Source organism: Telluria sp. LT2P34 (assembly GCF_059685915.1).
The window spans coordinates 238,832-261,243 of the sequence record NZ_JCASIN010000001.1 but is presented as its reverse complement, the minus strand read 5'-3'; the positions used below and the strand labels follow the sequence as shown (position 1 = coordinate 261,243).

At 65.6% G+C, this 22,412-nt stretch carries 22 protein-coding genes and 1 tRNA gene; 11 read left to right on the top strand and 12 right to left on the bottom strand.

What is annotated here, in order from left to right; translation table 11 throughout:
* Nucleotides 1-26: 26 nt before the first annotated feature.
* Nucleotides 27-1,685, bottom strand: coding sequence for a DUF4394 domain-containing protein (locus AC56KZ_RS01230; RefSeq protein WP_497160313.1), 1,659 nt, complete (start codon nucleotides 1,683-1,685; stop codon nucleotides 27-29).
* 169 nt (nucleotides 1,686-1,854) lie between these two features.
* Nucleotides 1,855-2,433 carry a helix-turn-helix domain-containing protein gene (locus AC56KZ_RS01225; RefSeq protein WP_497160312.1) on the bottom strand — a complete coding sequence of 193 codons (579 nt, stop codon included), beginning with the start codon at nucleotides 2,431-2,433 and terminating at the stop codon, nucleotides 1,855-1,857.
* Nucleotides 2,434-2,635: 202 nt separating this feature from the next.
* On the opposite strand from AC56KZ_RS01225, the gene kbl reads away from it, so the two are divergent.
* From kbl to moaD, 6 genes are all read left to right on the top strand, one after another.
* A complete protein-coding gene (gene kbl, locus AC56KZ_RS01220) occupies nucleotides 2,636-3,859 on the top strand; it encodes a glycine C-acetyltransferase (protein ID WP_497160311.1) in 1,224 nt (407 codons plus the stop codon).
* Nucleotides 3,860-3,888: 29 nt separating this feature from the next.
* Nucleotides 3,889-4,845, top strand: a complete 957-nt coding sequence (locus tag AC56KZ_RS01215; protein WP_497160310.1) for an NAD-dependent epimerase/dehydratase family protein — start codon at nucleotides 3,889-3,891, stop codon at nucleotides 4,843-4,845.
* 40 nt (nucleotides 4,846-4,885) lie between these two features.
* Nucleotides 4,886-6,277 carry an L-serine ammonia-lyase gene (locus AC56KZ_RS01210; protein WP_497160309.1) on the top strand — a complete coding sequence of 464 codons (1,392 nt, stop codon included), beginning with the start codon at nucleotides 4,886-4,888 and terminating at the stop codon, nucleotides 6,275-6,277.
* Nucleotides 6,278-6,384: 107 nt separating this feature from the next.
* A complete protein-coding gene (thrC, locus tag AC56KZ_RS01205; protein WP_497160308.1) occupies nucleotides 6,385-7,866 on the top strand; it encodes a threonine synthase in 1,482 nt (493 codons plus the stop codon).
* A 2-nt stretch (nucleotides 7,867-7,868) separates the two neighbouring features.
* A complete protein-coding gene (locus AC56KZ_RS01200) occupies nucleotides 7,869-9,134 on the top strand; it encodes a molybdopterin molybdotransferase MoeA (protein WP_497160307.1) in 1,266 nt (421 codons plus the stop codon).
* A 25-nt stretch (nucleotides 9,135-9,159) separates the two neighbouring features.
* Complete coding sequence (gene moaD, locus AC56KZ_RS01195) at nucleotides 9,160-9,417, top strand: molybdopterin converting factor subunit 1 (RefSeq protein WP_497160306.1); 258 nt, start codon at nucleotides 9,160-9,162, stop codon at nucleotides 9,415-9,417.
* A gap of 22 nt (nucleotides 9,418-9,439) precedes the next feature.
* On the opposite strand, the gene dctP is transcribed toward moaD, so the two are convergent.
* The 5 genes from dctP to AC56KZ_RS01170 form a co-directional block, all read right to left on the bottom strand.
* Nucleotides 9,440-10,480, bottom strand: coding sequence for a TRAP transporter substrate-binding protein DctP (gene dctP / locus AC56KZ_RS01190; protein ID WP_497160305.1), 1,041 nt, complete (start codon nucleotides 10,478-10,480; stop codon nucleotides 9,440-9,442).
* Between the two features lie 173 nt (nucleotides 10,481-10,653).
* Nucleotides 10,654-10,881: a hypothetical protein gene (locus AC56KZ_RS01185; RefSeq protein WP_497160304.1), complete on the bottom strand. Its 228-nt coding sequence runs from the start codon at nucleotides 10,879-10,881 to the stop codon at nucleotides 10,654-10,656.
* Nucleotides 10,882-10,901: 20 nt separating this feature from the next.
* Nucleotides 10,902-11,846: an alpha/beta fold hydrolase gene (locus AC56KZ_RS01180; protein WP_497160303.1), complete on the bottom strand. Its 945-nt coding sequence runs from the start codon at nucleotides 11,844-11,846 to the stop codon at nucleotides 10,902-10,904.
* A complete protein-coding gene (locus tag AC56KZ_RS01175; protein WP_497160302.1) occupies nucleotides 11,843-12,046 on the bottom strand; it encodes a helix-turn-helix transcriptional regulator in 204 nt (67 codons plus the stop codon). The genes AC56KZ_RS01180 and AC56KZ_RS01175 overlap by 4 nt, the downstream gene beginning before the upstream one ends.
* The gene (locus AC56KZ_RS01170; RefSeq protein WP_497160301.1) at nucleotides 12,043-12,429 is read right to left on the bottom strand and encodes a hypothetical protein; all 387 of its coding nucleotides are present in this window, start codon (nucleotides 12,427-12,429) and stop codon (nucleotides 12,043-12,045) included. Before AC56KZ_RS01170 ends, AC56KZ_RS01175 begins: the two co-directional genes overlap by 4 nt.
* Before the next feature lie 144 nt (nucleotides 12,430-12,573).
* Between AC56KZ_RS01170 and AC56KZ_RS01165 the strand changes: the two genes are divergently transcribed.
* Nucleotides 12,574-13,833 (top strand): TIGR03862 family flavoprotein, encoded by a 1,260-nt coding sequence (locus AC56KZ_RS01165; RefSeq protein WP_497160300.1) that lies wholly within the window; start codon nucleotides 12,574-12,576, stop codon nucleotides 13,831-13,833.
* On the opposite strand, the gene AC56KZ_RS01160 is transcribed toward AC56KZ_RS01165, so the two are convergent.
* The 5 genes from AC56KZ_RS01160 to hpnC form a co-directional block, all read right to left on the bottom strand.
* A complete protein-coding gene (locus AC56KZ_RS01160) occupies nucleotides 13,827-14,636 on the bottom strand; it encodes a head GIN domain-containing protein (protein ID WP_497160299.1) in 810 nt (269 codons plus the stop codon). The two genes, AC56KZ_RS01165 and AC56KZ_RS01160, sit on opposite strands and share 7 nt — an antisense overlap.
* A 2-nt stretch (nucleotides 14,637-14,638) precedes the next feature.
* Nucleotides 14,639-15,346: a DUF1700 domain-containing protein gene (locus AC56KZ_RS01155; protein WP_497160298.1), complete on the bottom strand. Its 708-nt coding sequence runs from the start codon at nucleotides 15,344-15,346 to the stop codon at nucleotides 14,639-14,641.
* Between the two features lie 35 nt (nucleotides 15,347-15,381).
* Nucleotides 15,382-16,803: a hydroxysqualene dehydroxylase HpnE gene (gene hpnE, locus AC56KZ_RS01150; protein WP_497160297.1), complete on the bottom strand. Its 1,422-nt coding sequence runs from the start codon at nucleotides 16,801-16,803 to the stop codon at nucleotides 15,382-15,384.
* Nucleotides 16,790-17,623 carry a presqualene diphosphate synthase HpnD gene (gene hpnD, locus AC56KZ_RS01145; protein WP_497160296.1) on the bottom strand — a complete coding sequence of 278 codons (834 nt, stop codon included), beginning with the start codon at nucleotides 17,621-17,623 and terminating at the stop codon, nucleotides 16,790-16,792. Before hpnD ends, hpnE begins: the two co-directional genes overlap by 14 nt.
* 78 nt (nucleotides 17,624-17,701) lie before the next feature.
* Nucleotides 17,702-18,529: a squalene synthase HpnC gene (gene hpnC / locus AC56KZ_RS01140; RefSeq protein WP_497160295.1), complete on the bottom strand. Its 828-nt coding sequence runs from the start codon at nucleotides 18,527-18,529 to the stop codon at nucleotides 17,702-17,704.
* 203 nt (nucleotides 18,530-18,732) lie between these two features.
* Between hpnC and AC56KZ_RS01135 the strand changes: the two genes are divergently transcribed.
* The 4 genes from AC56KZ_RS01135 (at nucleotide 18,733) to clpX (ending at nucleotide 22,327) form a co-directional block, all read left to right on the top strand.
* Nucleotides 18,733-18,819: transfer RNA gene (locus tag AC56KZ_RS01135), tRNA-Leu, on the top strand.
* A 31-nt stretch (nucleotides 18,820-18,850) separates the two neighbouring features.
* Nucleotides 18,851-20,191: a trigger factor gene (gene tig, locus AC56KZ_RS01130; RefSeq protein WP_497160294.1), complete on the top strand. Its 1,341-nt coding sequence runs from the start codon at nucleotides 18,851-18,853 to the stop codon at nucleotides 20,189-20,191.
* A gap of 50 nt (nucleotides 20,192-20,241) precedes the next feature.
* Nucleotides 20,242-20,859: an ATP-dependent Clp endopeptidase proteolytic subunit ClpP gene (gene clpP / locus AC56KZ_RS01125; RefSeq protein ID WP_497160293.1), complete on the top strand. Its 618-nt coding sequence runs from the start codon at nucleotides 20,242-20,244 to the stop codon at nucleotides 20,857-20,859.
* A gap of 199 nt (nucleotides 20,860-21,058) precedes the next feature.
* Nucleotides 21,059-22,327 (top strand): ATP-dependent Clp protease ATP-binding subunit ClpX, encoded by a 1,269-nt coding sequence (gene clpX, locus AC56KZ_RS01120; RefSeq protein ID WP_497160292.1) that lies wholly within the window; start codon nucleotides 21,059-21,061, stop codon nucleotides 22,325-22,327.
* The last annotated feature ends 85 nt before the right edge of the window (nucleotides 22,328-22,412 follow it).

The following is a 22,412-nucleotide window of genomic DNA, read 5'->3' as shown; positions in this document are numbered from 1 at the left end:
TTCGCCGCCCGCCGGTGACGGCGTGCTTACTGCCTGATCGCGATCGCGATGTCGCGCAGGCCGAAGGTGCCGTTGCCGATCAGCGAGTTGGCCGGATTGGCCGCGCCGTTGAACGGCGTCGCCGCGCCGGTGGCCAGGTCGACCCGGTACAGGCTCGATGGTCCGCCGGCCGCCGTGCGCAGCACCGCCAGCACCAGGCCATTCGCGCCGCCCGCGATATCCATGCCGACGTCTCCCGCCACCGCCACGCCGAGCGCGCCGATGATCGACAGGGTGCCGTCGTTCGGCGGGTTCTGCAGCGCCAGGCTGGCGCTCGAGATATCGATATCGTAGAGGGCGGTTGCGGTGGTGCCGGCAAAGCTGTTGGTGTACGCGCCGGCGGTGACGACCGGGGCCGCGCCGGCGCGGTTGATGGCGCCGTCGGTGGTGGTGGCGCCGGTATCGACGTTGATGCGCAGGCTCTGGCCGGTGTCGCCGATCACGCGCAGGCGGTCCGCGACCGGGTTGAAGTCGACGGCAAAGCTGGTGCCGGCGATGCTCGCGTAGGGGGCGGTCGTATCGGCCGCGTCGGCGGCCAGCGTCGCCTTGACGGAGGCGGCGCCGGTGGCCGGATCGATGGTGACGATGCGCGCGCTCGATGTGATGCCGTAGAGCAGGGCGTCGCGCGGGCGGAAGTCGATGCCCAGCAAGCGCTCGTTGGCGTTCAGGCCGGTGATCGCCACGTTGGCGTCGATGATGGTCGGGGTGGCCGGCTTGAAGGCCAGCAGGCGGCCGTCATCGGTCAGGCCGTAGGCCAGCGGGGCTTGCGGCGTGCGCAGGGCGATGCCACGGATGTTCTCGCTGCCGCCGACCGCGCCGACGCTGGTGGCCGCGCCGCTGGTAGCCGCCAGGTTGATGGTGTACAGATTGCGCACACCGCCGACCGTCAGCACGGCATAGCCCATGTTCGTGCGTGCATCGATATCGAGTCCGTTCACACCGGTGGCGTCCACGCCCAGCGTCACCGGAAGGCTCAGCGTGCCGTTGTTCGGCGGGTTCTGCACGTACAGCGTGTCGTTGGCGGTGTCGAGCGCGTACAGGGTGGTGCTGCCGGTGCCGGCGAAGGAATTCGTGTAGGCCGACGCGGTGACGGCCGCATTGGCGGCGCCACCGTTGATGTCGCCATCGGTGGTCGTCGCGCCGGTGTCGACGTTGATGCGCAGGCTCTGGCCGGTGTTGCTGACCACGCGCAGGCGATCGGCGGCCGGGTTGAAGTCGACGCCGAAGTCGGTGCCGCTCAATGCCGTGAAGGGCGCGCTGGTGTCGGCGGCATCGGCCGTCAGGGTCGACTTCAGGCTGGCGATGCCGTTGCCGGTGTTGATCGTGTAGATGCGGCCGGTGCTGCTGAACGCATACAGCTGGCCGTCAACCGGGCGGAAATCGATGCCGACCAGGCTCTCGCCGCTCTGCAGGCCGACCACGGGCAGCGAGGTACGCAGCGTGGCCGGCGCATCGCGGTTGAACGAAACGAGTTGATTGCTGGCCGTAATGGCGAAGACGTCGCCCGCCGTTTGCACGGGAGGCAGGGCCTGGCTGCCCCCGGACGTGTCCGGGAACGAGGCATCGTCGTCGCTGCTGCCGCAGGCGGCCAGCGCCAGTGCGATCGAGGTTGCAAGGATGAGTTTTGGGAAAAGAGGTGAGTGCATGGTCGGCATCCTTCAAGGTATGGGCACTTGCGTGCAGTAAGGGATCAAGGCCGTGGCGCGCGGAAACGGACGCGACGGCGCTGTTGATAACCTTACTACGTTGCAAGGCGCGTTCTGGATGCACTCGCAAATAAATATAATTTCGGCATGCAGTCGACCCGCAGTGCTGTCAGCGATGCACCACCACCAGCAGCGCCCTGGCCTCGGCCTTGCCGATATTGCGCAGCACATGCGCCTGGTCCGCTGAATAACGCGCCGTTCCGCCCGCCTTGACCTTGCGTTTTTCGGGTCCCACCTCGACCTCGAGCGAACCGTTGAGCACGGTCAAGTGCTCCCTGGTGCCCGGGTCGTGGGCTTGCGAGGTCAGCGCGCCGCCCGGGGCCAGCGTCAGTTCGTACCATTCGTACTGGCCGGCCAGCTCCATGGGGCCGAGGATGCGCAGGGTGTAGCCGGCATGGGCGCCGGGGAGGGTGGGCGTCTCGTGGGCGTCGAGCACGCGAATGGCTTCGACCTCGCGCGGTTCCGACGATAGCAGCTCGCCGATCGGCACCCCCAGCGCATTTGCCAGACGCCAGGTGATGGCAATGGTAGGATTGGCCTTTTCGCGCTCGATCTGCGACAGCATCGACTTCGACACGCCCGCGATGCGCGACAGGTCCTCCAGCGTCAGGCCGCGCGCCAGGCGCAGGCGCTGCAGGGTGGCGCCGACTTCGGGTGGGGCATTGTTGGTCGTGACCACGGTTTTCATCCTCGAGACAGCCTTGGCAATGGTTGGGGCGCCGCACCTTGCCAAGTTCAACAGGTCGGCGTAATATCCATTATATTGAATTTCGGTTCGACATAGCGAAATTGAAGCGAACCACCGAATTTTGCAGCGTGCGACGATACAGTATAGTCCGACCCACGGCCGAGCCGGCAACCATTCACAGGCAACTGAGAGGAAATCCACCATGAGCGAGCAAGCGACGAACGCGTTTTACACCGGTCTGCAGCAGAACCTGTCCACCCTGCGCGACCAGGGCCTGTTCAAGCCGGAGCGCGTGCTCGCGTCGCGCCAGGGTGCGCAAGTCCAGTCCGAAGATGGCCGCACGCTGATCAATATGTGCGCCAACAACTACCTCGGCCTGTCGGGCGACCCTGAGACGCAAAAGGCGGCCGAAGCGGCGCTGGCGAAATACGGCTACGGCCTGTCCTCGGTGCGTTTCATCTGCGGCACCCAGACCGTGCATAAGGAACTCGAAGCGGCGCTGTCCCGTTTTCTCGGCACCGAAGACACGATCCTGTACGCGGCGGCCTTTGACGCCAACGGCGGCGTGTTCGAGCCGCTGTTCGACGAGAACGACGCCATCATCTCGGACGCCCTGAACCACGCCTCGATCATCGACGGCGTGCGCCTGTGCAAGGCGGCGCGCTACCGCTATGCCAACAACGACATGGCCGACCTGGAAAAGCAGCTGCAGGCGGCGACCGATGCCGGCAAGCGCCACAAGGTGATCGTCACCGACGGCGTGTTCTCGATGGACGGCACGATCGCGCAGCTCGACAAGATAGTCGCACTGGCGGAAAAATACGGCGCCCTGACCATGATCGACGAATCCCACGCCTCGGGCTTCATGGGCGCGACCGGGCGCGGCACCCACGAGCACTGCGGCGTGATCGGCAAGATCGACATCATCACCGGCACCCTGGGCAAGGCCCTGGGCGGCGCGATGGGCGGCTTCACCTCCGGCCGCAAGGAAGTCATCGAGACGCTGCGCCAGAAGTCGCGTCCCTACCTGTTCTCGAACACCCTGGCGCCGATGATCGCCGGCGCCTCGCTGTCGGTGCTGGAGCGGATCTCGAAGTCCACCGAACTGCGCGACCGCCTGATGGAAAACACCGCCTATTTCCGCCAGGAGATCGAGCGCATCGGCTTCACCATCAAGCCGGGCACCCACCCGGTGGTGCCGGTGATGCTGTTCGAGGCGCCGGTGGCGCAGAAATTCGCGGCGCGCATGTTCGAACTGGGCGTGCTGCTGTCGGGCTTCTTCTACCCGGTGGTGCCGATGGGGCAGGCGCGCGTGCGGGTCCAGCTCTCGGCGGCGCACACCCGCGAGCAGTTGGACACGGTGCTGGCCGCGTTCGAACAGGCCGGGCGCGAGCTGGGCATTATTAAAAATGCGCATCAAGAATAATTAACAAGCCTCAGCTTCAGGAATAGAACATGGAACGTATCCTCATCATCGGCGCCAACGGCCAGATCGGCAGCGAGCTGGTCTCTGCACTCGCAGGACAACACGGCGCGGAGAACGTGCTCGCCACCGACATCGGCAGCGCCAACGTCTACGGCGCGGCGCGCTACGCCCAGCTCGACGTGCTCGACAAGGAGCGCCTGGCCGCGCTGGTCGACAACGAATCGATCACCCAGGTCTACCAGCTGGCGGCGCTGCTGTCGGCCACCGGCGAAAAGGCGCCGCTCAAGGCCTGGACCCTGAACATGGACGGCCTGCTGAATATCCTGGAAGTCGCGCGCGAACGCCTGGAAGCGGGCAAGCCGCTGAAGGTGTTCTGGCCGTCCTCGATCGCCGCCTTCGGCCCGAACACGCCAAGCGACAACACGCCGCAGTACACGGTGATGGACCCGACCACGATCTATGGCATCAGTAAGCTCGCCGGCGAGCGCCTGTGCGAGTACTACTTCAGCAAGTATGGCGTCGACGTGCGCAGCATCCGCTACCCCGGCATCATCAGCTTCAAGTCGCCACCGGGCGGCGGCACCACCGACTACGCGATCGCCATCTTCCACGCGGCCCTCAAGGGCGAGACCTACGAGTGCTTCCTCGGCCCGGAAACGACGCTGCCGATGATCTACATGCCCGACGCGATCCGCGCCACGGTGGAACTGATGGACGCGCCCGCGGAAAAAGTCGCGATCCGCTCCTCGTACAACGTCGCCGGCGTGTCCTTCAACCCGCGCGAACTGGCCGAAGCGATCGCCCGCGTCGTGCCCGAGTTCAGCATCGCCTACAAACCGGACAGCCGCCAGGCGATTGCCGACAGCTGGCCGAAGAGCCTGGACGACAGCCGCGCGACGCGCGACTGGGGCTGGGAAGCCCGGGTCGGCACCACGGAAATGGTCGCCAGCATGCTCGAGAATATCGACATCGGCGCGGTCGCCTGAAATACAATCCAAGAATAATGCAAACGGAGACGACCCCCAGATGGACATGAGCGTATTTGATCTGTTCAAGATCGGCATCGGCCCATCGAGCTCGCACACGGTGGGCCCGATGGTGGCGGCGCGCCGCTTCCTGCTCGAGTGCGGCCCGCTGGACAATGCCGTCGGCGTCGAGGCGCACCTGTACGGTTCGCTCGCGCTGACCGGCGTCGGCCACGCGACCGACAAGGCGGTCATCCTTGGCCTGATGGGCGAAACGCCGCAAGGCATCGATCCCGAATCGGTCGAGGACAAGCTGGCCGAAGCCGAACTCGATGGCGTGCTGCGCCTGCTCGGCACCAGGGAAGTCCCGTTCGCCATGCGCACCAACCTGGTGTGGCACAAGGCCTCGAGGCTGCCGGAGCACCCGAACGGCATGCGCTTCGTGCTGAAGCTCGCGGACGGCAGCGTCATCGAACGCATCTTCTATTCGGTCGGCGGTGGCTTCATCACTGCGGCCGGCGAATCCCAGCGCGCGCCCGACTGCGGGGCGGTGGCAGTCCCTGTGCCCTTCCCGTTCTGCACGATGGTCGACCTGCTGGCCCACGGCCGCGAGCACGGCCTCTCCATCCCGCACATGCTGCGCGCGAACGAACTGACGCGCATGAGCGAAGCAGAGCTCGATGCCGGCATCGACAAGATCTGGCAGGTCATGTACGAGTGCATCGCGCACGGGCTGGTCACCGAAGGCCAGCTCCCGGGCGGCCTGAACGTCAAGCGGCGCGCCGCCAAGCTGTGGAAGCAGGCGCATTGCGTCGAAGGCAAGCGCGTGAACGAATTGCCGCACGATTCGACCCACCAGGTGACGCTGTACGCGATGGCGGTGAACGAGGAAAACGCGGCCGGCGGCCGCGTCGTGACGGCGCCGACGAATGGCGCGGCCGGCATCATTCCGGCGGTCGTGCGTTACTACGCCGAAGACTGCCGCCCGACGGATCCCGAACGCGGCATCCGCGACTTCCTGCTGACCGCCAGCGCAATCGGCATGCTGTGCAAGAGGAATGCCTCGATCTCGGGCGCCGAAGTCGGCTGCCAGGGCGAAGTCGGCGTGGCCTGCGCGATGGCGGCAGCCGGCCTGGTCGCGGCGCTGGGCGGCTCGAACGAACAGATCGAGAACGCCGCCGAAATCGGCATCGAGCACCACCTCGGCATGACCTGCGATCCGATCGGCGGCCTGGTGCAAATCCCCTGCATCGAGCGCAACGGCATGGGCGCGATCAAGGCGATCACCGCCGCTTCGCTGGCACTGAAGGGCGACGGCACCCACTTCGTCAGCCTGGACAACGTCATCGAGACCATGCGCCAGACCGGGGCCGACATGCAGGTCAAGTACAAGGAAACCTCGCTGGGCGGGCTGGCGATTCACGTGGTGACGGTGAATCACGCGGCTTGCTGACCGGGTTTGGCAGGGGTAAAAGAACGCAACCCGGCCGCAGATACAGGATTCCCCGGCTCGCACTATAATAAAAGATCAACGCGAGCCCAACCGGATCATCGAACCGTATGCACTACCTGTCTACCCGCGCCACCAGCGCGTCCGCCTCCCGCAATCCCGAAACCTTCTCGAGCATCCTGCTCGGCGGCCTGGCGCCGGACGGCGGCCTGTTCCTCCCTAGCGAGTACCCGCAGGTCAGCGCCGAGGAATTGAGCGCATGGCGCAGCCTGTCGTATGCGGAGCTGGCTTACCAGATCCTGCGCAAGTTTGCTACCGACATCCCGGATGCCGACCTGCGCGCGATCACCGCCAAAACCTATACCCCCGAGGTCTATTGCAACGCGCGCCCCGGCGAAAACGCGGGCGAGATCACACCGCTGCGCGTGCTGGAAGAAGAGGGAGGGAACAAGCTGATCCTGCAGGCCCTGTCAAACGGCCCGACCCTGGCCTTCAAGGACATGGCCATGCAATTGCTCGGCAACCTGTTCGAATACGCGCTGGCGCAAGACGAGGACGAGCTGAACATCTTCGGCGCCACCTCCGGCGACACCGGCAGCGCCGCCGAATACGCGATGCGCGGCAAGCGCGGCGTGCGCGTCTTCATGCTGTCGCCGCAGGGGAAGATGAGCCCCTTCCAGAGCGCGCAGATGTTCAGCCTGCAGGATCCGAACATCTTCAACATCGCCGTGGAGGGCGTGTTCGACGATTGCCAGGACCTGGTCAAGGCGGTCTCGAACGACCTGTCGTTCAAGGCGCGCCACAAGATCGGCACGGTCAACTCGATCAACTGGGCGCGCGTGGTGGCGCAGGTCGTGTATTACTTCCGCGGCTACCTCGCCGCGACGACCGACAATGACCAGAAGGTCTCGTTCACTGTCCCTTCGGGGAATTTCGGCAATGTCTGCGCCGGCCATATCGCGCGCATGATGGGCCTGCCGATCGACAAGCTGGTCGTCGCCACCAACGAAAACGACGTGCTCGACGAATTCTTCCGCACCGGGGTCTACCGGGTACGCGCCTCGAACGAGACCCTGCATACCAGCAGCCCGTCGATGGACATCTCGAAGGCGTCGAATTTCGAGCGCTTCATATTCGATCTCGTCGGGCGCGACAGCGAGCGCACCCACGCGCTGTTTCGCAAGGTCGACACCCACGGCGGCTTCGACCTGTCGGGCGCACCGGGGTCGGATGGCGACGAGTTCCGGCGCGTCGGCGAATACGGCTTCGTCTCCGGCAAGTCGACCCACGCGGACCGCCTCGAGACGATCCGGATGGCGTTCGACGACTACGGCATCACGCTCGACCCGCATACCGCCGACGGCGTCAAGGTCGCGCGCGAGCACCTGGCGCCGGGCGTACCGATGATCGTGCTCGAAACCGCGCTGGCCGCGAAATTCAACGAGACCATCCTGGAGGCGCTGGGAATGGACGCCGAGCGCCCGGCCGGCTTCGAGGAGATCGAGGCGCTGCCGCAGAAGTTCGTGCTGATGCGCCCGGATCTCGGCGAGATGAAAAACTTCATCGCCGCCCACACCGCGCTCCAGGAATGACAATGACGATCAAGACGGCGAACGACCAGCCCAGCTTGCGGCCGCTGCTGTCGGTGAGGGAAGCGCTCGACACCTTGCTCGGCGCGGCGCGGCAGGTGGAGGACATCGAGCAGGTGCCGACCATCGACGCGAACGGGCGCGTGCTGGCGCTGGACGTGCGCTCGACGATCAACGTGCCCTCGGCCGACAACACCTCGATGGACGGTTACGCGGTACGCGCGCTCGACTGCAGCGAGGGCGGCGCAACCTTGCGCGTGGCCCAGCGCATCCCGGCCGGCACGGTCGGGCAGCCTTTGGCGCCCGGCACCGCCGCCCGCATTTTCACCGGCGCCATGATTCCGGCCGGGGCCGACGCCGTCGTGATGCAGGAACAATGCGAGGCCCAGGGCGACAGCGTCACGATCCGGCATACCCCGCACAGCGGCGAGTGGATCCGCCGCGCCGGCGAAGACATCCAGGCCGGCGCGACCATCCTGACGGCCGGCACGCGCCTGCGCAGCCAGGAGCTGGGTCTGGCCGCATCGGTCGGGCTGGCCAGCCTGCCGCTGCGCCGGCGCCTGCGCGTGGCCGTTTTCTTCACCGGCGACGAGCTGACCATGCCGGGCGAAGCGCCGGGCGGCCGGCTGGCGCCGGGCGCGATCTATAACTCGAACCGCTTCCTGCTGCGTGGCCTGCTGGAGAACTTCGGCTGCGCCGTCACCGATTTCGGCATCGTTCCCGATTCGCTCGAGGCCACCCGCGCCACCCTGCGCGAGGCCGCGCGCGAGCACGACCTGATCATCACCTCGGGCGGCGTGTCGGTCGGCGAGGAAGACCACATCAAGCCGGCAGTCGAGGCGGAAGGGCAGTTGAACATGTGGCAGATCGCGGTCAAGCCGGGCAAACCGCTCGCCTTCGGCGACGTGCGCAGGAATGCAGGCGGCAGCAGCTTCTTTATCGGCCTGCCGGGCAATCCCGTCTCGAGCTTCATCACCTTCCTGCTCTTCGTGCGGCCTTTCGTGCTGCGCCTGCAGGGCGTGTCCGGGCCGGTGGAGCCGCGCGCTTTCCAGATGCGCGCCGACTTCAGCCTGCCCAAGGCCGACCGCCGCAACGAATTCCTGCGCGCGCGCGTGAATGCAGGCGGCGGCCTGGACCTGTTCCCGAACCAGGGCTCGGGCGTGCTGACCTCGACCGTCTGGGGCGACGGCCTGATCGACAATCCGGCCGGGCGCATCATTCATGAAGGCGACACCGTGCGCTTCATTCCGTTTACCGAATTGCAGCACTAAGCCAGCACAAGGACGCTACCTCTCCATGCACATCGAACTGAAATTTTTCGCCTCGGTCCGCGAGGCGCTCGGCGTCTCGAACGAACGCATCGAACTGCCGCCCGGCGTGACCACGGTGGCGGCGGTGCGCGCGCACCTGGTCGCGCGCGGCGGCGCCTGGAGTGCCGCCCTCGGCGGCGAGCGTGCGCTGCGCACCGCCTTCAACCACGTGATGTGCGATGGGGAAACTGCAGTGAAAGAGGGCGGGGAAGTGGCCTTCTTCCCGCCGGTGACCGGGGGCTAGCCCGGTCGGAGGCGGTGCGGCTTTACAGCGCGACGATCGATTTCTCGGCCAGCGCCAGCAGTTTCGCGCAGCTTTCGCTGCGCCCGCCGAAGTCGGCCCAGGCCGTGGTGCGCGCCAGGTCGCGCCACTTGGCCAGCGCCACCGCATCCATCTCGGCCACGCGTGCGCCGCTGCGGGCATACACGCTTGCCACCGCCGCATCGTCGGCCTGCGCCATGCGCAGCGCGAACTTCTCGAGCTCGGCGCCGACGGTCATCACGGCGGCCTGCTGTTCCCGGCTCATGCGGTCGAATTTGGTCTTCGACATCATCAGCGGCTCGAGCATGAACCAGTAGCCGCCGCCGCGCGGCGAGGTCAATGCGCGCGACACGTCCTGCAGCCGGAACGACATCAGCGAGGTCGATGAGGTGAACGCCGCGTCCAGCGCGCCGCTCTTCATCGCGCCGTGGATTTCGTTGGACGGCATGGAGAGCACGGTGCCGCCGGCTTGCTGCAGGATCAGGTCCATCTCGCGCGAACCGCCGCGCACTTTCAGGCCGCGCACGTCTTCCGGCGCCAGGATCGGGCTGCCGCGCGAGGCGACGCCGCCGGCCTGCCAGATCCAGCTGACGATGACCAGGCCCTGGTCGGCCAGCACCCGGGTCAGTTCCCTGCCGATGTCGGCGTTTTTCCAACCATAGGCCTGGGCGTAGGATGTCACCAGGCCCGGCATCAGGCCGATGTTGGCCTCGGGCGCTTCGTTCGCGGCATAGGCGAGCGGCATCAACGACAGGTCGAGCCCGCCCTTGCGCAGGGCGCCGAACTGCGCATTCGGCGCCATCAGCGAGGCATTCGGATAGATCGAGAACTTGAGCGAGCCGCGGGTGCGCTTTTCGACGTCGGCCGCGAACAGGCGGCACAGGCGGTCACGGAAGTCGCCCTGCATGACGCTGCCGGCGGGGAACTGGTGCGAAATCTTCATCGATTGCGAAGCTGCCCACGCGTTTTGCAGCCACAGCGGGCTGGACGCGATGGCGCCCAATACGGTCCTGCGGGCCGCATTCGGCCCTGTCTTCAACGACATAATTCATCTCCAAGATGGTGAAACGGACGTGCGAGCGAATCGTGCGCGTCTCGAGGACGCGCATCGTTCACGCGACTGTAAGAATATTCTTTGCAAAATGCTTGTCAAGCATAATCTTATATTCTTAACAAATGCACCGTGAATAACAGGCCAGCCCTGGAGGATGAAGGGGCTTACTTCTTCTTGCCGGCATCGCACAGGCCGCAGGCGACGTTATTGCGCATGTTGCGGTAACGCGAACCGATGAAGATGGCGGACGCGACCGCCGCCCAGGCCAGCGCCGAGGGCCAGGCCCGCGCCAGTGTCTCGCCGCGCACATAGAGGTCGATGACGAGCAGCAGGACGAACATCGAAACGACGGCGACCAAATATTGGCCGATCCAGTACGACAGCTTGGGCATGGGATGCTCCTCGGTAGTCTTCAAAGGGTGTTCAGGAACCGGCGCAGCGCGTCGTTGAATGCCTGGGGCTGGTCGATCATCGCGAAATGGCGCGCGTTGTCGATTGATGCGATTTCCAGGCGTTTGGTTCCCGTCATGAGTTCCCGATAATACGCCAGCTTCTCGGCGGCGGTAATCCCTTGCTGAGCCAGGTCGGGCGCGTAGGCGGGCACCACCAGCAGCACCGGCGCCGTGATCGACGCCAGGCGCGGGCGCAAGTCCTGCGCCAGCACCGCCGCCATGTAGGCCCCGACCGCTGCCGGATCGCTGCGCGCCGTCAGCAGGGCGGCATCGTCCGCCTTGCCCATGTCGACCATGCCGGTGGCGCGCATGTATTGGCGTTGCTGGGCGGCGAATGCAGGCGCGCCCAGGCCTGCCACCTGGCGCCGCATGCCTTCGGCCATGGCGGCGCGCTGTTCAGGCGGGAAGTCTTCGGTGCGGGGAAATACCGGCAAGCCGTCCACGCTGACCACGGCGCCGACGCGGCCCGGCTCGTCGGCGGCGATGGCGAGGCCCAGCGTGCCGCCCAGGCTGTGCCCGACGATGACCGGCTTGACCATTCGGCGCGACACCATCAGTTCGCGCAGCGCGGCGCGTGCGGCCTCGAAGGGCTTGCCGTCGACCGCGGGACGGCCGTCGAAGCCGGGCAGGGTCAGCACATACACGGTGTGGGTGGCGGCGAATGCGCGCGCCGTTTCCTGCCACACCCAGCCGCCGGTGGCCAGGCCGGGAATCAGGATCAGGCTTGTCGAACCGCTGCCGTGGCGCTCGACCAGCACGCCCTTGATCTCGAAGCGCTCGGCCGGTGCGGGGGCGGCGCTGGTAAAGCGGTTCGGCGCGGCCGGCGCTGCCGGCGCTTCAAGGGCGCAGGCCGGGGCGAGGCCAAGGACGCAAACGGCGAACAACAGGGATGAGGCGAGTTTCATGCTGGCTCCTGGTCAGGGGTGAAGATCGATTCGATCGATTGCTGGAAAATGCGGGAAATCGCGAACGCAAGCGGCAGGCTGGGGTCGTAGCGCCCGGTTTCGATGGCGATGACGGTCTGGCGCGACACGTCGAGCAGCTCGGCCAGGTGGGCCTGGCTCCAGCCGCGCTCGGCGCGCAGCGCGCGGATGGCGTTCTTCATCTGGCAAACAGCTTGCGCAGCAGGCAGGCCAGGCCGAAGGAGCCGCACAGCACGCACCAGACGGTGAACATCGACAGGCGCGGGAAGCCGGCCGTCTCGAGGAAGCCGTAAGTAAAGGTGAGACCGGCGGTAATGGCCGCCGCCAGCGCGACGTTTTCCAGCAAAAACTGCCGGATGTATTCGTCGGCGCGGCGCAGGTGGCGCGCGATCGCCCAGATCGCCAGCCCGAAGCCGATCATGGGCGTCACCAGCACCACGGTGCGCAGCACGCCTTCGGGCATCGGGCGGCCGAAGCGGATGGCCAGCACGAGCAGGACGGTGTACAGGGCGATCGCGCCGAACAGCTCGCGCAGATAGGCTTTCATGATGCGCTTTTCATGCATGCTTGGCTCCTTGTGTAAAGTATGCTTTACATCGTAGGGTAGTCAAACCGCCATGTCAAGTCCCCTTTACATCTGTCTTGCACCACCTGTTCTCGACTACAATGCGCAGCTCGATTCCATTCCCGCCCTTGCGCCGCAGCCAGCATGTCGACACACGATCCACTCCCCCGCGTCGCCGTCATCGGCGGCGGCCCTGCCGGCTTGATGGCGGCGGAAATCCTGGCCGCCGGCGGCGTGCAGGTGGACGTGTTCGACGCGATGCCCTCGGTGGCGCGCAAATTCCTGCTGGCCGGCAAGGGCGGCATGAACATCACCCATTCCGAGCCGGTCGCGGATTTCACGAAGCGCTACGGTGCGCGCGCGGGAGAAGTCGGCGCCTGGCTCGCAGACTTCGACCCGGTCCAGGTGCGCGCATGGATCCACGGCCTCGGCATCGACACTTTTGTGGGCACTTCTGGCCGGGTGTTCCCGGCCGACATGAAGGCGGCGCCGCTGCTGCGCGCCTGGCTGCTGCGCCTGCGCGGCAGCGGCGTGCGTTTCCACATGCGCCATCGCTGGCTCGGCTGGCAGGGCGATTCCCTGCGCCTGCTCGGGCCCGACGGCGAGCTGGCGTTGCGGCCGGATGCGGTCGTCCTGGCGCTGGGCGGCGCGAGCTGGGCGCGCCTCGGTTCCGACGGCGCCTGGGTGCCGCTGCTCGTCGCGCGCGCCGTCGAAGTTGCGCCCCTGCTGCCCTCGAACTGCGGCTTCGATACCGACTGGAGCGCGCACTTCAGCGAAAAATATGCAGGTGCCCCCCTGGCCACGGTCGCCATCGCGTACGAGAACCGCGCGGGCCTGCGCGAGCGCCGCCAGGGCCAGTTCGTGGTCACCGCCAGCGGCATCGAGGGCAGCCTGGTGTACGCCTTGTCGGCGCCGCTGCGCGACCAGATCGCCGCGCGCGGCAGCACCACGATCTGGCTCGACCTGGCGCCGGATCACAGCCTGGAGCGGGTGCAGGGCGAGGTGACGCGGCCGCGCGGCGCGCGTTCGATGTCGAGCCACCTGCAAAGCCGGCTCGGGATCAAGGGCGTGAAGGCGGGCTTGCTGCGCGAATGCCTGGGGCAGGATGATTTCAGCGATGCGCACCGGCTCGCGGCCGCCATCAAGGCGCTGCCGCTGGTGCTCAGGCGCGCGCGCCCGATCGACGAGGCGATCAGCAGCGCCGGCGGCGTGCGCTTCGAGTCGATCGACGCGAATGGCATGCTGCGCGCGCTGCCCGGGGTGTTCGTGGCCGGCGAAATGGTCGACTGGGAAGCGCCCACCGGCGGCTACCTGCTCAGCGCCTGCTTCGCCAGCGGCCGCGCCGCCGGCAGCGGCGTGCTGCGCTGGCTGGGCGCCGCGCAGGAGCCAGCACGGGATCAGTGATCGAAGTGGACGTCGCCGCTGCCGGTGCGGCTGATCGTGCGCTGCGGCGGGTTGCCATAGACGTCGATGTCGCCGCTGCCGCTGACGGCCGCCGCCACCTGGGCGTGCGCGGTGACGCTGGCGTTGCCCGAGCCGTTCTGGCGCACTTCGGCGCTGTCGGCGCGCAGGCGCTGGGCGTCGAGGCGGCCGGTGCCGTTTGAACCGAGTTTCACGCTGCGCGCGGCGCCGGCCAGGGTCAGCTCGCCTGAACCCGTCAGCTCCCCCTCGACGCTGTCGCCATTGCCGGCGTCGAGCGTCAGTTCGCCGCTGCCCTGCATCAGGGCGCGCGCCTGGCGGTAGCGGCCATTGAATTCGAGCCTGCCCGAGCCGTTCAGTTCGAGCTCGATGCGTTCGCCGGTGAAGCCGTTCGCTTCGGTGCTGCCGCTGCCGTCGACTTTCAGGCGCTCGAGCGCCGGCAGGGTCAGTTCCAGCATGATCGGCTCGCGGTGGCGCAGCACGATGCCGCGCGTGCCGATGCGCAGGACGGCGCCGTCCTGGACGGTTTCGACATTCGCCAGCAGGCGCTGCTCGCCGCGCACCACCAGCGACGGCTGGGCGCCGTAGCGCAGGCTCAGGTCGATCGGGCCGGACAGTTCTACCACGCGGATGTCGCGCCCGATCGGGCGCGTTTCTTCGTCCACATTGCGGCCTTCGTGGCGGATCGACACGCCCTGGGTGCGCAGCCCGGCGTAGGACAGGCCGATCAGGACGAAGGCCAGTACCAGCAGGCTCATGCCTACCCGGAACAAGGTACGTGTCGGCATGGTCAAGTCCCCCGCAGCAGCGACAAATTCATTTGCACATAGCGCTTCAGGCCCAGCGCCGCATAGCGTGTCAGGACCAGCGACACCAGGAACAGCACGATGCCGCCCAGTACCGAGGCCAGGCCGAGCACGGTCTGGGTGGCGCGCGACTCGTCGTCCAGCCCGGTCGTGATGTGGACGCCGCCGTTGGCCGCCCCATCGCTTTTTTCCTCGCGCACGTGGATGCCGGTTTCGCCGATTGAGACGCGCGTAGCGCGGTCCTCGCGCCCGCCGTCCTCGATGACATGGCTGAGCGGGCCATCGAGCACCAGTTCGTTGGCGCCGGACAGTCCGCTGGCCGTGACCGCGATACCCCCGATATAGAACGCGAAGGCGACCAGGTAGAGCGAGGCCAGGAGCGAACCGACCACCGCGGCCGGAATCACCATGAACAGGTTGAAGATCAGGAGGCCAAGCACGGAGACGAGCATGCGCACCAGGTTCGCCGGGTTCTTCTGCTCGGCAAAGGCATGCATGTGGGTGTTGGCGCGCAGGGTCAGGGCGACCTTTTTCGGGTCGTCCAGGTCGCGCGCGATGTCGTCTTCAGGACGGCCGGCGGCCATGCCGTCGACGAAGCGCTGCTCGTACCAGGCCAGGGTTTTGGCCTGCAGTTCCGGCGGCAGGCCGAGCAGGGCGCGCTTGAGTGCCTCGAGATAGTCCAGTTTGCCCATATGCGGTGCGAATAAGTCCGGTGGTATCGATGCTGTTACTGTAGCGAGCCGGCGTCCGGCTTGCTATCGCCGTGCGACAGGCTGCCGTTTTGGGGCGGCGGGCGGTCGCCCGCAAGGATGGACTTCGCCGCCGCCTGGCCGCTGCGCACCGCCGACTCGAGCGTGGCCGGGTAGTCGCTGGACGTGTAGTCGCCGGCCAGCACCAGGCCGGCCAGGGGAGTGAGGGTCGGGGGACGCACCAGGCCGGGGCTACAGGCGAAGGTCGCGCGCTTTTCGGTGATCACGCGGCTCCACAGCGGCGCGGCCAGGCGCGGGTCGGCGAACGCCTCGGCCAGTTGCACGGCCACCAGGCGCGCCAGGCTCTCCTGGTCAAGCGCCGCCGCCTGGAGCGCCGCGCTGATCACGACCGCCAGCAGGCCGGCCTGGCCGGGGTCGAGCTGGCCGCGGTCGAAAGCGAACTGGCCGAAGCGGTTCGCCGCGGGATCGTCGAGCAGGGCGCAAAAGGGCAGCGGCAGGCGCAGGTCGGCTGTGTATTGCAGGTAGCAGGTGGCGATCGGCTCGTGTTCGAAAGCGCCCAGCTGCGCCGCCAGCGCGCCGGCTTCCGGATGTGGCGCGAGCAGGGCCGCGGCCGCGGCGGGCGGCGTGGCCAGCACGACGGCGTCGAAGCTCGCGGCCGCGGACGCGGCGCCGGCATCGACTTGCCAGCCAGCGGCCGCGCGCACCAGCGCGCCGACCTTGGCGCCGGCGCGCAGCGTGCCGCCATGCGCCTCCAGGTAGCTTGCGGCGGCCCGCGGGAACAGCGCGGACAGCTCGAGCCGGGGAATGAGCATGTCGGAGGCGGCGCGCCGGGCGCCCAGGCTGTCGCGCAGGGTCGCCATGAAGACGTTGGCCGAGGCCCGCTCGGGCGGGGTATTCAGCGCCGCCAGGCATAGCGGGTGCCACATCAGGCGCGCCAGGCGCGGGGTTTGTCCGTAGCGCTCGAGCAGGACCGACACGCTGACGTCAGTGTCGAGGCGCCAGCCCATCCAGCGCAGGCCGGTGAAGAGCTGGGCCAGGGCCAGCTTGTCGGCGCGCGCCAGGCCGCTGCTGCGCGCCAGGGCGACGATCATGTGCCAGGGCGCCGGCAGGCGCGGGGCGACGAAATCGAGGGCGCCGCTGTTCGGCGGATAGCGCATCTGCAGCGGCAGGCGCAGCAGCGCGCTTGCCGGGTCGACGCCGACGCGTTTCAACAGGCCGAGGGTTTCGGTGTAGGCGCCGAGCAGGATGTGCTGGCCGTTGTCGAGCAAGCGGCCCTGCACCTCGACGGCGCGCGCGCGCCCGCCGAGCGTGCGGCTGGCTTCGAACAGGGTGACGGTCGCGCCGCGCCGAGCCAGTTCGACGGCCGCGGCGCAGCCGGCCCACCCGCCGCCGATCACGGCGACGCTGGCGCCCTTCCTCATCTTGCTAGTTGCGGACATAGGTTTTCCACGCCAGCCAGAGCTTACGGAGCGGCGTGAGGGAAATGCGCTGGTTCAGGACGTGGAAGTTGTCGCGCTCGATCTCGACGAGCAGGGTGCGGTAGATCGCGGCCATCATCAGGCCCGGGCGCTGGGCGCGCCGGTCTTCCTTCGGCAGGCAGGCCAGGGCCTCGTCGTACATCGCCTGGGCGCGCTCGGCTTGGTGCCGCATCAGCGCCTCGAACTTGTCGCTGTGCTGGGCTTTGAGCAGCTCGTTGGCCGTCACGCCGAACTGCTGCAATTCGTTCATCGGCAGGTAGATGCGGCCCTTGCGCGCATCTTCGCCGACGTCGCGGATAATATTCGTCAACTGGAAGGCCAGGCCCAGTTTTTCCGCATAGGCCAGCGTTTGCGGGCTTGTATGGCCGAAAATGCTGGCCGACAGGATGCCGACCACGCCCGCCACATGCCAGCAATACTTGCGCAGGCCCGGGTAGTCGAGGTAGCGGCTCTGGTCGAGGTCCATCTCCATGCCGTCGATGATCGCCTGCAGGTGCTGTTCCTCGAGCTGGTAGACGCCGGTGTGCGGCTTCAGGGCCTGGGTCACCGGGTGGGTCGGCGTCCCTGAGTACATGGTCGAGACTTCGGTGCGCCACCAGGCCAGCTTGATGCGAGCGAGCGAGGGGTCGGTTGCCTCGTCCACGGTGTCGTCGACTTCACGGCAGAAGGCGTACAGGGCCGTGATGGCGCGGCGGCGCTCCGGCGCGAGGAAAAGGAAGCTGTAGTAGAAGCTGGAACCGCTCTGGACAGTCTTTTGCTGGCAGTATTCGTCGGGGGACATGTATTAAGCGGCGATAGGAGAGCATGCGAAGCTGCTATCTTAGCCGATGCGCCGCCCATCCGCCTACTGCCGGGGCCGCTAGACGGGTTTTGGCGCGCGCATGCGCAATGCCCGGCCCAGCATGAGCAGGTAATCGCGCTTGCCGATCGTCGGGCGCCGCGTGAACACATCGTAATCGGCGGCTTCGATCCCTTCCAGGATGCGCAATCCGCCCTGGACCACGAAGCGCAACTCCCAGCCGATGCGCCCGGGGAGGCGGGCCGCCAGCGGCGCCCCCGACAGCATCAGCGCACGCGCGCGCGCGACCTCGAAGGCCATCAGCGCGCGCCAGGCCGGCGTGGTGCGGCTGCTTTCGATGTCGGCCTCGGCCACACCGAAACGCACCAGGTCTTCTTGCGGCAGGTAGATGCGCCCCTTGCCGATATCGATCCCGACGTCCTGCCAGAAGTTAATCAGCTGCAGGGCGCTGCAGATGGCGTCGGCCTCCTGCAGCTCGCGTTCGCCGTCGACGCCGTACAGGGCCAGCATCAGGCGCCCGACCGGATTGGCCGAGCGGCGGCAATAGTCGAGCAGCGCCGGATAGTCGGGGTAGCGCGTCGTCACCACGTCCTGGCGGAAGGCCGAGAGCAGGTCGCGCAGCGGCTGCAGGGGCAGGCGATACGCTTCCACGACTCCCTTCAGGCGCGCGAACATCGGGCGCGCCGGCGTGCGGCCGGCGCCGATATCGTCGAGGGCGGCTTCGTATTCTGCCAGGCCGGCAAGGCGCTCGGGAGCGCCGGCATCGCCCTCGTCGGCGACATCGTCGGCGCCGCGCGCAAAGGCGTAGATCGCTTCGACGGCGGGCACCAGGCGGCGCGGCATCAGGATCGAGGCGACAGGGAAGTTTTCGTAGTGTTCGACCGGCATCCGGGAATCATATAGCTTGGGGCAAATGTGGATGATTATAATTGCCGCGCCGATGCCAGCACCCCTCAGCAAAATTCACCACTCTAGTGTCAGAAAATCCAGTAAAATACTGGGTTGAAGTTGTAGCCCATAAACAAAGGAGTGCAGGGCGGCCGGTTGTACTGTCGGGCGCCCTTTGTTTATGTGGCAATATGCAATCCTGCGCGAGGATGGCGAAATTGGTAGACGCACCAGGTTTAGGTCCTGACGCCAGCAATGGTGTGGGGGTTCGAGTCCCCCTCCTCGCACCACGAATAATTATTTTTTTGGACGATTTTTACAATGGCAACTGCAGTCGAAACCCTGGATAAACTCGAGCGTCGCTTGACGATCACTTTTCCGCTGAGTGACGTCCGTACGGAAGTTGAAAAACGCCTCAAGAAGCAGGCCAAGACCGCCAAGGCGCCTGGCTTCCGTCCGGGTAAGGTGCCGATCAAGATGGTCGCCGCGCAGTACGGCTACCAGATCGAGTCGGACGTCTTGAACGACCGCGTCGGCCGCGCTTTCAACGACGCCGCCAACGAGGCAGGCCTGCGCGTTGCCGGTTTCCCGAAAATCGAGCCAAAGGAAGATGCAGCCGAAGGCATGCTGGCTTTCGACGCGACCTTCGAAGTGTTCCCTGAGTTCACGATCGGCGACCTGGCCGCGATGGAAGTCGAAACCGTGGCCGCCGACGTGTCGGATGCCGAAATCGACAAGACCATCGACATCCTGCGCAAGCAGCGCGTGCACTACCACACCAAGGGCGTGGCGGGCGAGCATGGCGACGGCGGCGAGCCGGTTGCCGCCACCGGCGACCGCGTGACGGTCGACTTCACCGGCGTGATCGACGGCGTCGAATTCGACGGCGGCCAGGCCAAGGACTATGGCTTCGTGCTGGGCGAAGGCCGCATGCTGCCGGAATTCGAAGCGGCGACCATCGGCCTGAAGGTCGGCGAAAGCAAGACCTTCCCGCTGGCTTTCCCTGAGGACTATCACGGCAAGGATGTCGCCGGCAAGACCGCCGACTTCACCATCACCCTGAAGAAGCTGGAATGGGCGCACATGCCTGAAGTCGACGGCGAATTCGCTGTCTCGCTCGGCATTGAAGATGGTTCGATCGAGAAAATGCGTGAAGACATCAAGGTCAATCTCGAGCGTGAAGTCAAGTCCCGCGTCAAGGCCCGCAACAAGGATGCCGTGATGGACGCGCTGGTGAAAGCCACCGAGATGGACGTGCCGACCGTCATGATCCAGCAGGATTCCGAGCGCCTCGCTGAGCAGACCCGCCAGGACATGGCGCAGCGCGGCATGGACGTCAAGAACATGCCGTTCCCGACCGAACTGTTCGCTGAAAAGGCCGAGCGCCGCGTGCGCCTGGGTCTGATCCTGTCGCAGCTGGTCGCTGAGAACAATTTGCAAGCAACGCAAGAGCAGGTGAAGGCGCAGATCGAAGACTTCGCACAGAGCTACGAAGATCCGAAGGAAGTGCTGAAGTACTACTACAGCGACCGTCGCCGCCTGGGTGAAGTCGAAGCCCTTGTATTGGAAGAAAACGTCGTCAACTATGTGCTTGGCAAGGCGAAGGTCAGCACCAAGACCGTCGCTTTCGATGAATTGATGGGCAGCAACCCACAAGGCTGAGCGAGCGCTTAGTCTTTGAGTTTGCCCACATTAATAGGAACGAGACACGCATGAACCATAATCCGGCATTGGACACCCAAGCACTCGGCCTCGTGCCGATGGTAGTTGAGCAAAGCGGCCGCGGCGAGCGTGCGTACGACATTTACTCGCGCCTGCTCAAGGAGCGCGTGATTTTCCTCGTCGGCCCGGTCAACGACCAGATGGCCAACCTGATCGTCGCCCAGATGCTGTTCCTGGAGAGCGAGAATCCCGACAAGGATATTTCGCTCTACATCAACTCGCCGGGCGGCTCGGTCTCGGCCGGCCTCGCGATCTTCGACACGATGAATTTCATCAAGCCGGACGTCTCGACCCTGTGCACGGGCCTGGCGGCATCGATGGGCGCCTTCCTGCTCGCCGCCGGCGCCAAGGGCAAGCGTTTTTCGCTGCCGAACTCGCGCGTCATGATTCACCAGCCCTCGGGCGGATCGCAGGGCATGGCGTCGGATATCGAAATCCAGGCCAAGGAAATCCTGTACCTGCGCGAGCGCCTGAACCGCATCATGGCCGACAACACCGGGCAGACCATCGAGCAGATCCACAAGGATACCGACCGTGACCGTTTCATGTCGGCCGAGGAATCGGTGGATTATGGCCTGATCGACAAGGTGTTGACGACGCGCGCTTGATGCATCACAGTGGTGTTGTTGAAAAACGCCCGGGCGCCAACACGTTCGGGCGTTTGCTTTTTATTTCGGGTAGCATGACGGTGTGCGCTTGTATTGTCGCGCGCCCCGTGATCGCGTTATATTGAGGACCTTTGTCGAGCCGACGCAATAGCGGGCCGATCGATCTTCCATCCGTAGTCCTACACTAGAAACCTGCCCCATGTCTGACAAAAAATCTTCCAGCGGCGAAAAGCTTCTGTACTGCTCTTTCTGCGGCAAGAGCCAGCACGAGGTCAAAAAGCTCATCGCAGGTCCTTCGGTCTTTATTTGCGACGAGTGTATCGACCTGTGCAATGACATCATCCGCGACGAGACCTCGAACGTGGAATCGGTGGCGGGCGCCAAGTCCGACCTGCCGACCCCGCATGAGATCAAGGAATTGCTCGACCAGTACGTGATCGGGCAACAAACAGCCAAGCGCATCCTGTCGGTTGCTGTTTACAACCATTACAAGCGCCTGAAGCACCTCGGCAAGAAAGACGACGTCGAGCTGGCCAAGAGCAACATCCTGCTGGTCGGTCCGACCGGCTCGGGCAAGACGCTGCTGGCGCAAACGCTGGCGCGCATGCTCAACGTGCCCTTCGTCATTGCCGACGCTACCACGCTGACCGAAGCCGGCTATGTCGGCGAAGACGTCGAGAACATCATCCAGAAGCTGCTGCAAAGCTGCAACTACGAAGTCGAAAAGGCCCAGCGCGGCATCGTGTATATCGACGAGATCGACAAGATTTCGCGCAAGTCCGACAATCCGTCGATCACGCGCGACGTCTCGGGCGAGGGTGTGCAGCAGGCGCTGCTGAAATTGATCGAAGGCACGATGGCCTCGGTGCCGCCGCAGGGCGGGCGCAAGCATCCGAACCAGGACTTCGTCCAGATCGACACCACCAACATCATGTTCATCTGCGGCGGCGCCTTCGATGGCCTGGCCAAGATCGTCCAGAACCGGTCGGACAAGGGCGGGATCGGCTTCGCGGCGAGCGTGAAGAGCGCCACCCAGCGCTCGAACAGCGAAATCATGATGGAAGCCGAACCGGAAGACCTGATTAAATTCGGCCTGATCCCGGAACTTGTTGGCCGTTTGCCTGTCGTAGCTACGCTGAACGAATTGACGGAAGAAGCGCTGATCCAGATCCTGATCGAGCCGAAGAATGCCCTGATCAAGCAGTATTCCAAATTGCTGGAAATGGAAGGCTCGGAACTGGAAATTCGGCCAGCCGCATTGCATGCCATTGCAAAGAAAGCATTGGCGCGCAAGACCGGTGCCCGTGGTCTGCGTTCGATCCTGGAACACGCGCTGTTGGATGTTATGTATGAATTGCCTAATCAGCAAAACGTCGTGAAAGTCGTCATTGATGAAAATACGATCACGAATGGCGCGAAACCATTGCTGATTTACAGCGAAAGCGCAAAAGCAAGCGGAGAAAATTAAAAAATATCCGCGCGGAAACGACAAAAGCACTTGTGCGCTGGATGCTAGGAGGTACAATTTACCTCAATAAAAGCATCCGGCTTCA

Excerpts from the sequence above, each read along its gene's own strand:
- AC56KZ_RS01230 (WP_497160313.1), bottom strand. The coding sequence starts at position 1,685 with ATGCACTCACCTCTTTTCCCAAAACTCATCCTTGCAACCTCGATCGCA.
- AC56KZ_RS01225 (WP_497160312.1), bottom strand. The coding sequence starts at position 2,433 with ATGAAAACCGTGGTCACGACCAACAATGCCCCACCCGAAGTCGGCGCC.
- kbl (WP_497160311.1), top strand. The coding sequence starts at position 2,636 with ATGAGCGAGCAAGCGACGAACGCGTTTTACACCGGTCTGCAGCAGAAC.
- AC56KZ_RS01215 (WP_497160310.1), top strand. The coding sequence starts at position 3,889 with ATGGAACGTATCCTCATCATCGGCGCCAACGGCCAGATCGGCAGCGAG.
- AC56KZ_RS01210 (WP_497160309.1), top strand. The coding sequence starts at position 4,886 with ATGGACATGAGCGTATTTGATCTGTTCAAGATCGGCATCGGCCCATCG.
- thrC (WP_497160308.1), top strand. The coding sequence starts at position 6,385 with ATGCACTACCTGTCTACCCGCGCCACCAGCGCGTCCGCCTCCCGCAAT.
- AC56KZ_RS01200 (WP_497160307.1), top strand. The coding sequence starts at position 7,869 with ATGACGATCAAGACGGCGAACGACCAGCCCAGCTTGCGGCCGCTGCTG.
- moaD (WP_497160306.1), top strand. The coding sequence starts at position 9,160 with ATGCACATCGAACTGAAATTTTTCGCCTCGGTCCGCGAGGCGCTCGGC.
- dctP (WP_497160305.1), bottom strand. The coding sequence starts at position 10,480 with ATGTCGTTGAAGACAGGGCCGAATGCGGCCCGCAGGACCGTATTGGGC.
- AC56KZ_RS01185 (WP_497160304.1), bottom strand. The coding sequence starts at position 10,881 with ATGCCCAAGCTGTCGTACTGGATCGGCCAATATTTGGTCGCCGTCGTT.
- AC56KZ_RS01180 (WP_497160303.1), bottom strand. The coding sequence starts at position 11,846 with ATGAAACTCGCCTCATCCCTGTTGTTCGCCGTTTGCGTCCTTGGCCTC.
- AC56KZ_RS01175 (WP_497160302.1), bottom strand. The coding sequence starts at position 12,046 with ATGAAGAACGCCATCCGCGCGCTGCGCGCCGAGCGCGGCTGGAGCCAG.
- AC56KZ_RS01170 (WP_497160301.1), bottom strand. The coding sequence starts at position 12,429 with ATGCATGAAAAGCGCATCATGAAAGCCTATCTGCGCGAGCTGTTCGGC.
- AC56KZ_RS01165 (WP_497160300.1), top strand. The coding sequence starts at position 12,574 with ATGTCGACACACGATCCACTCCCCCGCGTCGCCGTCATCGGCGGCGGC.
- AC56KZ_RS01160 (WP_497160299.1), bottom strand. The coding sequence starts at position 14,636 with ATGCCGACACGTACCTTGTTCCGGGTAGGCATGAGCCTGCTGGTACTG.
- AC56KZ_RS01155 (WP_497160298.1), bottom strand. The coding sequence starts at position 15,346 with ATGGGCAAACTGGACTATCTCGAGGCACTCAAGCGCGCCCTGCTCGGC.
- hpnE (WP_497160297.1), bottom strand. The coding sequence starts at position 16,803 with ATGTCCGCAACTAGCAAGATGAGGAAGGGCGCCAGCGTCGCCGTGATC.
- hpnD (WP_497160296.1), bottom strand. The coding sequence starts at position 17,623 with ATGTCCCCCGACGAATACTGCCAGCAAAAGACTGTCCAGAGCGGTTCC.
- hpnC (WP_497160295.1), bottom strand. The coding sequence starts at position 18,529 with ATGCCGGTCGAACACTACGAAAACTTCCCTGTCGCCTCGATCCTGATG.
- tig (WP_497160294.1), top strand. The coding sequence starts at position 18,851 with ATGGCAACTGCAGTCGAAACCCTGGATAAACTCGAGCGTCGCTTGACG.
- clpP (WP_497160293.1), top strand. The coding sequence starts at position 20,242 with ATGAACCATAATCCGGCATTGGACACCCAAGCACTCGGCCTCGTGCCG.
- clpX (WP_497160292.1), top strand. The coding sequence starts at position 21,059 with ATGTCTGACAAAAAATCTTCCAGCGGCGAAAAGCTTCTGTACTGCTCT.